Source organism: Catenulispora rubra, assembly GCF_015356825.1.
GTDB classification, from domain to species: Bacteria; Actinomycetota; Actinomycetes; order Streptomycetales; family Catenulisporaceae; genus Catenulispora; species Catenulispora rubra.
Genome location: NZ_JAACYW010000324.1, coordinates 1 through 12,384, shown reverse-complemented (window position 1 = coordinate 12,384; position 12,384 = coordinate 1). Strand labels below are relative to the sequence as shown.

General features: G+C 69.3%; 9 protein-coding genes and 1 pseudogene. 6 read left to right on the top strand and 4 right to left on the bottom strand.

The genetic code is table 11. The features are described from left to right. A partial coding sequence (locus tag GWK61_RS46665) for a LacI family DNA-binding transcriptional regulator (RefSeq protein ID WP_194919384.1) occupies positions 1 to 881 on the bottom strand: 881 nt, incomplete at its 3' end. Between the two features lie 128 nt (positions 882 to 1,009). Here GWK61_RS46665 and GWK61_RS46660 point away from each other — a divergent pair. Then, positions 1,010 to 2,209 (top strand): Gfo/Idh/MocA family protein, encoded by a 1,200-nt coding sequence (locus GWK61_RS46660; protein WP_194919382.1) that lies wholly within the window; start codon positions 1,010 to 1,012, stop codon positions 2,207 to 2,209. Between the two features lie 16 nt (positions 2,210 to 2,225). On the opposite strand, the gene GWK61_RS46655 is transcribed toward GWK61_RS46660, so the two are convergent. Next, on the bottom strand, positions 2,226 to 4,229 hold the full coding sequence (locus GWK61_RS46655) for a beta-galactosidase (protein WP_194919380.1): 2,004 nt from the start codon (positions 4,227 to 4,229) through the stop codon (positions 2,226 to 2,228). Positions 4,230 to 4,419: 190 nt separating this feature from the next. Between GWK61_RS46655 and GWK61_RS46650 the strand changes: the two genes are divergently transcribed. From GWK61_RS46650 to GWK61_RS46635, 4 genes are all read left to right on the top strand, one after another. Beyond that, positions 4,420 to 5,730 (top strand): ABC transporter substrate-binding protein, encoded by a 1,311-nt coding sequence (locus GWK61_RS46650; RefSeq protein ID WP_194919378.1) that lies wholly within the window; start codon positions 4,420 to 4,422, stop codon positions 5,728 to 5,730. Between the two features lie 134 nt (positions 5,731 to 5,864). Beyond that, positions 5,865 to 6,761, top strand: coding sequence for a carbohydrate ABC transporter permease (locus GWK61_RS46645; protein WP_323748069.1), 897 nt, complete (start codon positions 5,865 to 5,867; stop codon positions 6,759 to 6,761). 13 nt (positions 6,762 to 6,774) lie between these two features. Continuing rightward, positions 6,775 to 7,614, top strand: a complete 840-nt coding sequence (locus GWK61_RS46640) for a carbohydrate ABC transporter permease (RefSeq protein ID WP_323748068.1) — start codon at positions 6,775 to 6,777, stop codon at positions 7,612 to 7,614. A 14-nt stretch (positions 7,615 to 7,628) separates the two neighbouring features. Continuing rightward, positions 7,629 to 8,636 (top strand): LacI family DNA-binding transcriptional regulator, encoded by a 1,008-nt coding sequence (locus tag GWK61_RS46635; protein ID WP_194919368.1) that lies wholly within the window; start codon positions 7,629 to 7,631, stop codon positions 8,634 to 8,636. Positions 8,637 to 8,661: 25 nt separating this feature from the next. Here GWK61_RS46635 and GWK61_RS46630 read toward each other — a convergent pair whose 3' ends face one another. After that, complete coding sequence (locus GWK61_RS46630) at positions 8,662 to 9,402, bottom strand: GntR family transcriptional regulator (RefSeq protein ID WP_194919367.1); 741 nt, start codon at positions 9,400 to 9,402, stop codon at positions 8,662 to 8,664. Positions 9,403 to 9,518: 116 nt separating this feature from the next. Between GWK61_RS46630 and deoC the strand changes: the two genes are divergently transcribed. After that, positions 9,519 to 10,247, top strand: coding sequence for a deoxyribose-phosphate aldolase (gene deoC / locus GWK61_RS46625; RefSeq protein WP_194919364.1), 729 nt, complete (start codon positions 9,519 to 9,521; stop codon positions 10,245 to 10,247). Between the two features lie 610 nt (positions 10,248 to 10,857). Here the strand turns inward: deoC and GWK61_RS46620 are convergent. Continuing rightward, a pseudogene (locus GWK61_RS46620) lies at positions 10,858 to 12,384 on the bottom strand (BTAD domain-containing putative transcriptional regulator); the annotation flags it as partial.

Here is a 12,384-nt window from a genome sequence, read left to right as displayed (position 1 = left end):
ACAAGCAGCTCCGACGCTGCCGCAGCCAACTCGTCGGGATCAAGCCGCACGCTGGTCAGCGCCGGCGTGCACACCGACGCGAGCAGCGTGTCATCGATCCCGACCAGGCTCACATCCGCCGGCACCCGCACCCCCAAAGCTGTGAACTGCTGCAACGCACCAAGCGCGACCAAGTCGTTGTGCGCCAGCACAGCAGTGGCACCGCTGGAGGCGACCAGCGTCGCCGCGTGCACCCCGGTCTCGAACCGCGGCTCGTACGGCCCCAGCTCGGTGACCGTCAGGCCCAGCCCGCGAAAGACCTCCGCGAAGAGCTTGTCCCGCTGACGCTCAGGACGACTGGCGTCGATCAGAGCGCAGTGCCGATGGCCCAGGGCGAAAAGCAGCTCGCCAGCCTGACGAACACCATCGGTCAGATTGATCCGCAGACTACTGATGCCCTCGACATCCCGGTTCACCAGCACCAACGGCGTCTGCGCTGCAATGCTCCGCAGCCGCTCGTCCGACAGCGCCGAGGCCCACAGCAGCAGCCCGTCCACCCGGTTCGCGATGGCCGCGATGGCGTCCAGCTCTGCGCTCTCGCGGTCGTCGCAGTCCGCGACCAGCGTGGTGTAACCAAGCTGCCGAGCGCGCTGTTGCAGGGCCTTGAAGATCGGTGGGAAGAACGGGTTCGCGATATCCGGAATGATCATCCCGAGCGTCGCCGTGGCGCCGGCCCGCAGCGAGCGCGCCGAGGGATTGGGCACGTAGCCGAGCTCGGCGGAGACCGACAGGACACGCTCGCGGGTCTCGGCGCGGACCTGATCCGGCACCGTGAAGGCCCGGGACACCGTGGACGTCGAGACGCCGACCGCCCGGGCCACGTCGTTGATCGTCACCGCCATGGCGCCCAGCGTAGTCAATCGTTCCCAGAAGGAGCAACCAGGAGGGATCTGGTGCCCGCCGCAGCTTCTCGCTACATTTGCGGGAACGATTGCAGAACGATTGCAGAGCTTTCATCGAGGAGTTCCCCGTGACGTTTTCCCTCGGCATCGTCGGCGCCGGCCAGTTCTCCGGGCAGTTCGCCAAGCTGTGGCAGCTGCATCCCGGAGTCGGCGACATCCTCGTCACCGATCTACTGCCCGAGCGCGCCGAGCGCCTCGCGACCGAATACGAGCTCGCCGGCACCGTCCCGTCCTTCGAGGCGATGCTCGCCTCCGACGTCGACGCGGTCGGCATCTTCACCCAGCGCTGGACCCACGGCCCGCTGGTCGTGCAGGCGCTGCGCGCGGGCAAGCATGTTTACTCGGCGGTGCCGATGGCGATCTCGCGCGAGGAGATAGCCGCGATCATCGACGAGGTCCGCGCGACCGGCCTGACCTACATGATGGGGGAGACCAGCTACTACAACCCGGCCACCGTCTACGCCCGGGACCTGGTCGCCAAGGACGCCTTCGGCCGGCTCTTCTACGCCGAGGGCGACTACGTGCACGACATGGACCTCGGCTTCTACGACGCCTACAAGTACAGCGGCGGCGAGAACTGGAAGGCCACCGCCAGCTACCCGCCGCTGCTGTACCCGACGCACGCGATCGGCGGCGTCCTGGGCGCGTGGCAGACGCACGCGGTGAGCGTTTCGGCGATCGGCGTCGTCGACGACCGGGGCGACGGCGTGTTCGACAAGGAGGTGAGCATGTTCGACAACGACTTCTCGAACGCCACCGCCCTGTTCGAGGCGGCCGGCGGCGGCAGCTTCCGCACCAACGAGTTCCGCCGCGTCGGCTACCCCTCGTACCTGCGCGAGTCGCGCTTCCGCTTCTTCGGCACGCAGGGGAGCCTGGAGCAGCTCGCGACCGTGAGCCTGTGGCAGGACCGCGACGGCGTCACCGACGTCAGCGACCACCTCCAGCCCCGCCCCACGCTGCCGCCGGACGACCCGTCGCTGCAGCACATCGCCCCCGCGCTGCGCGACGCCTTCACCTCCGGCTCGGCGCCGGTCCACGACCGGAGCCGGCTGCCGCGGGAGTTCGCGAACGTCGTCAACGGCCACGAGGGCAGCCACCACTTCCTCGCCGACGACTTCGTGGTCGCGGTGACGACGGGCGCGCCGCCGCCGGTGAACGCCTGGGAGGCGGCGCGGTACACGCTGCCGGGGATCGTGGCGCACGAGTCCGCGTTGCAGGGCGGGGCGCGGTTGGCGATTCCCGACTTCGGCGACGCGCCGGGGGTCTGAGCGCGGGCGGCGGCGCCTAGCCTCCGAGGCGCCGCCGCACCACCCGCACTTGCCCAGCTGGGACCGCTAAGCTGCTGACGTCTGAGCCGGTCAGCAGCTCGTGCCCGGCCACCGCCACCTGCGCCTCATCCTCGCCGTGGTTGATCACCGTCACGTAATCGCAATCCCTATCGCCGTCCTCGCCCCGCCGCGTCACCACCTCCACTGTCTCCGCCAGCCCCGCGAACTCCGAGCGCACCGCCGGCATCCGCGCCAGCAGGGCCCGCAGATCCTCCGCCGCCAGCCGCGTCGACACGTACCAAGCCTCCCCGGCTCCCACCGAGTGCCGCGTCACCGCCGGCTTCCCGGCGGCCGGCCCGTCGGCGTACTCGACCACCGCCTCCGCCCCGCGCAGCCGCAGGTCGTCGGCCCACAGATCGGCCCGCGATCCGTCGCTGAGCCGGACCGTCTCGCCCTCGCGCAGCGGCAGGAATTCGTCGACCACGATCCCCAGCAGCTCCCGCAACGCCCCCGGATACCCACCGAGCAGCACCGCGTCGTTCTCGTCCACGATCCCTGAGAAGAACGAGACGACCAGCGTCCCGCCCGACTCCACATACCCGCGCAGGTTCTTCGCCGCCTCCTCGGTCGTCAGGTACAGCGACGGCACCACGACCAGCGGATACTGCGACAGGTCGGCGTCGGCACGCACGAAATCAGCCGTCAGATGCGACCGCCACAGCTGCTCGTACCAGTGCGTCACCTGCTCGACGTACCGCACGTCCTGCGACGGTCGCCAGTCCAGCTCCAGCGCCCACCACGCCTCCCAGTCCCACACGATCGCCACGTCCGGCACCACGCGTGAGCCCACCACCGGCGCCAGCGCCTGGAGCGCGGCGCCGAGTTCCACCACCTCGCGCCAGACGCGGGTGTCGGTGCCGCCGTGCGGCAGCATCGCGGAGTGGAACTTCTCCTGGCCGAAGCGCGAGGCGCGCCACTGGAAGAACAGGATCCCGTCGGCGCCGCGTGCGAAGTGCGCCAGGCTGTTGCGGGCCATCTCGCCGGGACGCTTGGCGATGTTTCGGCGCTGCCAGTTCACCGCCGAGGTGGAGTGCTCCATCAGCAGCCACGGAGCGCCGCCGGCGACGCCGCGCGTCAGGTCCGCGGCCAGCGCCAGCCCGATGTGGTTGTCGCGCTGCTCGGCGACCAGGTAGTGGTCGTTGGAGACGACGTCCAGCTCCGGGGCCCAGGCCCACTGGTCCAGGCCCTGGCAGCGCACGTCCTGGAAGTTGGTGGTGATCGGCACGTCGGGGGAGTGCCGCCGGATCGCGTCGCGCTCCCGGCGGAAGCACGCCAGCCAGGCGTCGTTGCTGAAGCGTGCGAAGTCCAGGCGCTGCGCCGGGTTCACGGCCGACGGCGCGGTGCGCGGGGCGTCGATCTCGTCCCAGTCGCCGTAGTCCTGGCTCCAGAAGGACGTGCCCCAGGCCTGGTTGAGGGCGTCGAGCGTCTCGTATTTGGCGCGCAGCCAGCGTCGGAAATCCCGGACCGAGTTGTCGCAGTAGCACTCGCCGGTCGGGGCCATGTACTCGTTGAAAACGTGCCAGAGCACCAGGTTCTCGTGCTGTCCGTACCTCTGGGCCAACGCCGAGGCGATGCGCACCGAGGCCTCGGCGTAGTCCGGTGAGGACGGGCAGACCGACTGCCGCGAGCCGGTGCCGAGCCGCTGTCCGTCCCGGGTCACCGGCAGCGAGTCCGGGTGCGCGCTGCTGAACCACGGCGGTGGCGCGGCGGTCGGCGTGGCCAGGTCGACCCGGATCCCGTTCTCATGGAGCAGTGCCATGATCCGGTCCAGCCAGCCGAAGTCGAAGACGCCCTCGGTCGGCTCCAGCCGGGACCAGGAGAAGACGCCGAGGCTGACGAGGTTCACTCCGGCTTCCCGCATCAGGGCGACGTCCTCGGCCCAGATCTGCTCGGGCCACTGTTCGGGGTTGTAGTCGCCGCCGTAGGCGGGACCGTCCAGGCGCGGCCAGCGGTGGGTCATGGCGGTTCGCTTTCAGTTCGCACGGCAGATTTGGGAGCAGTTTGGGAGCGCTCACAGCTCGGTAACGAAGTCTTATCACAGAGAGATCTGAGGGTGGAACCTCTTGACTTCCGAACAAGCAGCTCCATTATTGGGAGCGTTCACAGCGCGGAAACATCCCTCTCCGTCCCCCTCCGTAGTGGAGCTCCGTATGAAACTGATACGTGCCGTGTCGGCCGCCGTAGCCGGGCTCACTGCCGCGGCCCTGGTCACCGGCTGCTCGTCCGCGTCCTCCAAGCCGGCCGGCGGCGGCTCGCAGGCCGCCGGCGGCAAGGCGGACCTGACCTTCTGGTCCTGGGTCCCGAACATGGACAAGGTCGTCGACGCCTGGAACGCCTCGCACCCGGACGTCCACGTCACCTTCAGCAAGCAGGCCGGCGGCGACTCCGAGGCGCAGAAGGTGCTCACCGCGGCCAAGGCCAACGCCATGCCGGACGTGATCCAGGCCGAGTACCAGGAGATCCCGACGATGGTCTCCAACAACGTGCTCGCCGACATCTCCGGCCAGGCCAACGCCGTTCAGGGCAAGTTCGCCCCGGCGATCTGGAACCAGGTCACCCTCGGCAGCGGCGCGGTCTACGGCGTGCCGCAGGACACCGCGCCGATGCTGCTGTTCTACCGCAAGAGCCTGTTCGCGAAGTACGGCCTGAGCGTCCCGAAGACCTGGGACGACTACGCCAAGCTCGCCGCCGAGGTGAAGCAGAAGGCGCCGAACTCCTACCTCGCGAACTTCCCCAGCGTCGACCCCGGCGAGTTCGGCGGCCTGGCGCAGCAGGCCGGCGCCAAGTGGTGGTCCGCCTCCGGCACCACCTGGGGCGTCGGGATCAACGACGCTCCCACCAAGAAGGTCGCCGCTTTCTGGGACGGCCTGCTCAAGGCCGGCCAGATCGACCCGGAGAACGCCTGGACCCCGGCCTGGAACAAGGCCATGGACGACGGCACGATCCTGTCCTGGACCGCCGGCGTGTGGGGACCGGGCACGCTGGAAGGCGTCGCCGCCGACACCAAGGACGACTGGGGTGTCGCGCCGCTGCCGCAGTGGGACGCCGGCTCGAACGTCACCGGCGACTGGGGCGGCTCCTCGATGGCCGTGACCACCGACTCCAAGCACAAGGACGCCGCCGCGCAGTTCGTGGTCTGGATGAACACCGACCCGGCCGCGCTCAACCTGCTGGTCAGCCAGGGTGGCATCTACCCGGCCGACACCGACGCGCAGGCGGGCATCGCCGCCCCGACCTTCCTGCCCTCGGCCACCGACTTCGCCTCGGTCGCGAAGGCCGCGGCCGCCTCCGCCGCCACTGCGACCTGGGGCCCGGACGTGTCGACCGCCTATTCGGCGTACGACGACGTCATCGGCAAGACCCTGACGAACAAGACCGCGCTGCCCGACGCGTTCGACACGATCCAGCAGACGGTTCTGGCCGACATGAAGAAGAACGGCTTCACGGTCTCCGGAAGCTGAGCCCCGACTCCGACGAGCTGCGGCCCTTCACGGCCACTCACGGCTACCCGCGGTCGCTGAAGACCCTCTCGGCCGCTCATCCGCCACACCCCGGCCGCGGCTCGTCGGCCCATCCGTCACTGCATGGAGACCAGGTGTCCAGACAAAAACTCGTCCCCTACGCGGCGGTCGCACCGGCCACGGCGTTGTTCGTCCTCTTCTTCGCGGCGCCGATCGGCTACGCGGCCTATATGAGCTTCCGCGGGATCCACGTGAAGGGTCTCGGGCTCGGGCCGCACGCGCGCCGCGAGGTGTGGGTCGGGTGGCGGAACTATGCCTCCGCCCTCGGGGACTCCGAGTTCTGGCACAGCGTTCTGCGCACGCTCGCCTATGGCGCGTTCCTGCTGCCGGTGATGCTCGGGCTGGCGCTGCTGTTCGCGCTGCTGCTGGACTCCACGCGGGCCCGGCTGACCCGGTTCGCGCGGATCGCGATCTTCCTGCCGTACGGGGTGCCGGTCGTCATCTCCTCGCTGCTGTGGGGCTTCCTGTACCTGCCGACCGTCTCGCCGTTCCAGCCGCTGTTCCACCTGCTCGGCCTGAAGATGCCGGACCTGTTCTCGAACTCCACGGTGCTGTTCTCCGTCGCCAACGTCGGGATCTGGGGCGGCACCGGCTACAACATGATCGTCATCTACACGTCCCTGAGGTCGCTGCCGCAGGAGGTGTACGAGGCCGCGCGCCTCGACGGCTGCTCCGAGACGCAGATCGCGCTGCGGATCAAGGTGCCGATGGTGCTGCCGGCGCTGGTGCTGACCGGGCTGTTCTCGGTCATCGCCACGCTCCAGGTGTTCTCCGAACCGACCGTGCTGCAACCGTTGGCCAAGACCATCTCGACCACCTGGACGCCGCTGATGAAGATCTCCAACGACGCGTTCGCGCGCAACGACCTGTACAGCGCGGCCGCCGAGGCGGTGATCGTCGCGGTGCTGATCCTGGGACTGTCGTTCAGCCTGCTGCGCTTCGTCAACAAGCGCGCCTTCGGCGAGAACTGAGCGGGAGGACACTGTGCGACGTCCCAAGATGTCCGTAGCCGCTACTGCGATCCTCGCTATCGGCTCCGTCTATACGCTGTTGCCGGTTCTGTGGGTCCTTATAGCCGCTACCAAGAGCGGCTCCTCACTGTTCAACTCCTCTACAGCGGTCCCTGGTACTTCGCTGCTGCACAACATCAGCCAGCTGAACTCGTATCGCTCGGGCCTGTTCTGGAGATGGATGTACAACACGCTCATCTACGCCGGCGGGGGAGCGTTCCTGGGCACGGTGCTGTCCGGGCTGACCGGCTTCGCGCTCGCCAAGTATGAGTTCCGGGGCAAGAAGGTCCTGTTCAACGTGCTGCTCGGCGGCGTCATGGTCCCTGCGGTGGCTCTGGCCGTCCCCACGTATCTGATGCTCGCAAAGGTCGGCATGGCCGGTGGCTATCTCTCTGTCCTGCTGCCTTCTGTCGCGGCAGCCCTGCCATACGGCTCCTACTTGGGACGCATCTTTGCGGCGTCCTCAGTACCTGACGAGGTACTGGAGGCCGGACGTATAGAGGGCGCGGGGGAGTGGCGGCTCATGCTGCGTATAGCGGCGCCGATGATGGTGCCCGGACTGGTGACCATCTTCCTGTTCCAGTTCATCAGCATCTGGAACAACTTCATGCTGCCATTCATCATGCTCGGCGACGACCGCAAGTTCCCGCTCACCGTCGGGCTCTTCAGCCTCCTGAACCAGGGCGCCCAACAGCCGGCGCTGTACAACCTGGTCATCACAGGCGCGTTGTTGTCGATCCTGCCGTTGATCGTGCTATTCCTTACCCTGCAGCGGTATTGGCGCTCGGGCATAGTGGCCGGAGCAGTCAAGTGAACGGGGCGAAGAGTATGAGCGCAGGCGGTAGGCGGCGGCCGACCATCGAGGACGTCGCGGCCGAGGCCGGAGTCAGCCGCGGGACGGTGTCCCGGGTGCTCAATGGGGGTCTGAACGTCTCCGCGGACGCGCTGGCCGCGGTGGACGCCGCAATCCGCAAGACGGGGTACGTCGTCAACCTGCACGCACGGGCGATGGTGACTCAGCGGTCGGGGACCGTGGCGTTCGTCTTGTCGGAGCCGCAGGAACGGTTCTTCACCGACCCGAACTTCAACGTGCTGCTGCGCGCCTGCACACAGGCGCTCGCCGACCACGACATCGCGCTGCTGCTGGCGATCGCCGGGACACCGGACGAGCAGAAGCGGGTGCTGCGGTTCTTGGGCGGGGGGCACGTCGACGGCGCGCTGTTGGTCTCGACGCACACCGGGGATCCGTTCGTCGGGCAGGTGCTGAATCTGGGGCTGCCGATCGTCGCGTGCGGGCAGCCGATCGGGCATGAGCGGACGCTGCCCTATGTCGGGGTCGACGAGCTCGACGGCGCGCGTCAGATGGTGGCGCACCTGCTGGCTGTCGGGCGGCGTACGGTCGCGACGATCACCGGGCCGCTGGACACGCCGGGTGGTGTGAAGCGGCTGGCCGGGTGGCGGGAGACGACCGGGGGCGACGACACGCTGGTCGCGCATGGGGACTACTCGCGGGAGTCGGGGGAGGCGGCCATGGGGGAGTTGCTGGAGCGGCGGCCTGAGCTGGACGCGGTGTTCGTGGCTTCGGACCTGATGGCGGTCGGGGCGTTGGACGCGTTGCGGCGGGCCGGGCGGCGCGTTCCGGAGGACGTGGCGGTGGCGGGGTTCGACGATTCGCCGGTCGCGGCTACTGCTGTGCCGCCGTTGACGACGATGCGGCAGCCCTTCAAGCGGATCAGTGCGGAGATGGTTCGGTTGTTGCTGGCGCGGATCGAGGGGGAGCCTCCGGCGTCGGTGATACTGCCGACGGAGTTGGTGGAGCGGGCTTCTACGGGCTGATCTCTCTTCTCTCTTCCGGTGCCGCTCACGTTCGTTCCGGTTGGGAGACGGAGAAGTCGACTCTGAGCCCGTAGCGGTCGGCCACGTAGGAGCTGACCGTGAACTCCAGCGGGTCGCCGTGCTGGTCGACGATGGAGCGGGTCTCGACGAGCATCGGGGTGGTCGGGGCGACGCCGAGGTCGGGGGCGTCGCCGTCGGCGGTGCGGGCGGTGAGGAGCGAGGAGCCGAGGGTCGGGGTCAGGCCCAGGCGGCGGAGGGCGTTGTGGAGTGAGCCGGTTTCCAGGTCGGTGGTCAGCAGGGCGCTGAGGGTCGCGGGGAAGACGGCGCGTTCGACGGCGATGGGGAGGTCGTCGAAGAGGCGGACGCGGGTGATGGCGACGACTTCCTCGGGCAGGTGCTCCGGGGCCTGATCTTTTGTTCGATACAGCGCCGCGGACTCCGGCGGAGTGGCTGCGCGCACCTCTGCTTCCAGGACGCGGGAACGCGGCGTCTTGCCTTCCGCGAGGGCCTGGTCGTGGAAGCTGAGCAGGACGCCGACGGGGCGGTGAGCAGCGCCTTTGCGGACGAAGCTGCCGCGTCCGGGGACGCGTTCGAGCATGCCGTCGCGCTCCAGGCCGGCCAGGGCGGCGCGCACCGTCATCCGCGAGACGCCGAACTCCTCGGCCAGCCTGGGCTCGGAGGGGAAGGGATCGCCGTCGGCGGCGGAGTCGAGGCGGCGGCGGAGCTGCTTCTCGATGCGCTCGTAGAGGGGCTGGGATGCGGCCATGGCATAATTGTATATGCTGTCTAGACAGCTCACAACAGCTCACGCCACCTCACAAATGGCCCCGCTGTCTTGTCGAGTAGGACAGAGAGCCTCGCCCCGCCCCGAAGGAGAACGCCATGTCTGTCACCTCGCTCGAAGCCCCGCGCTGGGACGGCCCTCTGCCGACCCGCGACGCGGTGGCGAAGATGATCGACCACTCGCTGCTCCGCCCGGAGCTGACCCCGGCCGACGTCGAGGCCGGCCTCGCGGTCGCGGTCGAGTACCAGGTCGCGTCGGTGTGCGTGCGACCCGCCGACGTGGAGTCGGTCGCCGTCGCGCTGCACGGCACGGGCGTCCTGGTCGGCACGGTGGTCGGCTTCCCGCACGGCAGCAGCACGACGGCGACGAAGGTCTTCGAGACCCGCGACCTGCTCTCCCTCGGCACCGAGGAGATCGACATGGTGATCGACATCGGCCGCCTGCGCGGCGGCGACACGGCGTTCACCCGCGATGAGATCGCCGCGGTGGTGCAGGCCGCCGAGGGCCGCCCGGTGAAGGTGATCTTCGAGAACGCATACCTGACGAACGAGGAGAAGGTCGCCGGCTACCGCGCCGCCGAGGCCGCCGGCGCGGCGTACGTCAAGACCAGCACCGGGTTCGCCGGCGGGGGAGCGACGGCCGCGGACATCGCTCTGATGCGCCGGACCGTGTCGCCAGCCGTGCGGGTCAAGGCTGCCGGCGGCGTGCGAACGCTGGATGCGCTGCTGGAGCTGAACCGGCTGGGAGCGACGCGTTTCGGGGCGACGAACACCGCGGCGATGCTCGACGATCTCGAGATTCGGCGCGGAGGGAGTGGCGCAAGATAACGGGCCCCAATTCTCTGCTCATGCGCAGCTCGCGGACCTGCTGTGGGGGAGCTGTTCCGGCCGCGGCGGGTCGGCGGCGAGGGCTACTGCCGCTGCCACCGCCGACAGCGACGACCTCCTGTTCGCCCTCGTCGACACATCGCTTCTCCAGCCGCTCCGGCAGCGGCCGTCGGTACAGGCCGGGCTCGCCGGTGTCGCCTCGCCACCCCGAGGGCAGCGCGGACTTCACCGCCGCGCCGCTTGCGCGACGAAGCCGAGCGGCCGGCGAGCCCGTCCGGCGACGCGCACTTCGGCCCCGAGGCAGCGATGTCGGGACGACCTCGGTGTATCTGGATCCGTCGGCGGGTGGTGGAGCGCCGGGTGAAGCAGATGCCTTCGGAGCTGCGGCACACCGCGGCCACGGTGCTGCTGCGGCAGGTCGGCGTCGGCGGGAGTTTGCGGACAGTCCGCAGGCTCTTCCGAAAGATAACGGGCCCTATTCCACCTTCAATATCCAGCTCACCATCCCGTGTACACGAACTAACAAGGAGCCGCCTTCGGCGGCACTCATCTAAAAGAACGGCCTCGCCTGAGGTCGGGGGAGAGGCGTGCCTCGCGCGTCGGCGGTGTCCTACCGTTCGCCGGGCCGCGAGTTGTCCGGGTCGAATCCGATGTAGTCCGCGAGGAACGCCAGGCTGGCCTGGCGCGTCAAGCCGCGTGCCGAAGTGAATGCGGCCTCGAACTCCGTCTCGCCGAGCTGGGCTTCCACGCTGCGGGTGACGTCGGCGCGGTCCGGGTCGCTCAGGTCGGTGCCGCCGCGGAGTGCGAACGCGGTGCCGAGGGCGCGGGCGGCTGTGGTCGGGTCGCCGAGGGTGTCGGCGTAGCAGGCCACGACTACGGCGATGCGGGCCAGGATCGGCATGTCGTGGGCGATGCTTCCGAGGGCGTACGCCTCGTGCAGCTTCAGCCGTGCGCCCTCGATGTCGACGCCGGTGTCGGTACTGGCATCGGTGCCGGTGTCAGCATCGGGTGTCAGGTGCAGCAGTGCGGCGGAGATCTCCCGTACCGCCAGCAGCTGCGGCGGTCCCTGCCAGTGGTCGCGGGTGACGTCGTGCGAGGCCCGCAGGTACTCGCGCGCGGTGTCGAGCTCGCCTTCGCGGCGGGCGATGTCGGCGAGGCCGACGTAGGCCATCAGCATCGAGGCGTACGAGTGGTTCCTTTGGCCCGACTCCAGGATCGACGTCACGAGCGCCTTCGCCTCCTGCAGGGCGCCGGTGCGGGCCAGGGCGTAGGCGCGCATCATCTGGACCTGGGCGGCGTCGTCGGCGGCGTTGATCTCGCGCAGGAGGGCCAGCGCCTCGTCCTGCATGCGGATGGCCTCGTGCGTCTGCCCGTCGGCCATGGCCATCGCGGACAGCGCCGACAGGGTCGCCGACAGACCCCAGCGTTCGCCGATCAGGGTGAAGCGGCGGCGTGACTCGAGCAGGTCCTGGCGCTGGGTGACCAGGTCGCCGTTGTTCTCGGCCGCCATGCCGCGCATCAGGTGCAGCATGCCGCCGACCCAGGGGTCGGGGTGGTTCTCGTAGATCGCGACGGTCGCGTAGACGGCGGCCAGGTCGTCGGTGATGATCGGGATGGTGCAGGCGGCGATGGCCAGCAGCGGATTGTCGTGGGTGGCCTCGGCCTCGTCGAGGACGGACGCCAGGGCCTCGGTGATCTCGGTGAGGTTCGTCCAGTCCTGCGCGCTGAACAGGCCGGTCAGGGCGTGCAGGATCTTCACGACGGCATGCGCCTCGGCCGGCGAGTCGCCCGGCACCGACAGCGCCAGTTCCAGCCAGGCCCGGCCCTCGGTGGTCTGGCCGACGATCGACCAGTACCAGGCCAGCGAGGCGGCGAGGCGGACGGCGGTGTCGGCGTCGCCGATGTCGGCGGCGAACCGGAGGGCGGCCAGGATGTTGTCGCTGTCGGCGTCGAGCCGTGCCAGCCACGTCAGTTGTTCGCGGCGGCGCAGGTGCGGTTCGGCGGTTTCGGCGAGGTCGCGGAAGAAGCGTGCGTGGGCGCGGCGGACTTCGGTGATGGTGCCGGCCCGGGCCAGTTGTTCGATGCCGTATTCGCGCAGCGTCTCCAGCATGCGGTAGCGCGGCGGGGCGTCGGGGTC

Bases quoted from the DNA above. Each gene is read 5' to 3' on its own strand.
- GWK61_RS46630 (WP_194919367.1), bottom strand. From the start codon at position 9,402: ATGGCCGCATCCCAGCCCCTCTACGAGCGCATCGAGAAGCAGCTCCGC.
- GWK61_RS46655 (WP_194919380.1), bottom strand. From the start codon at position 4,229: ATGACCCACCGCTGGCCGCGCCTGGACGGTCCCGCCTACGGCGGCGAC.
- deoC (WP_194919364.1), top strand. From the start codon at position 9,519: ATGTCTGTCACCTCGCTCGAAGCCCCGCGCTGGGACGGCCCTCTGCCG.
- GWK61_RS46635 (WP_194919368.1), top strand. From the start codon at position 7,629: ATGAGCGCAGGCGGTAGGCGGCGGCCGACCATCGAGGACGTCGCGGCC.
- GWK61_RS46650 (WP_194919378.1), top strand. From the start codon at position 4,420: ATGAAACTGATACGTGCCGTGTCGGCCGCCGTAGCCGGGCTCACTGCC.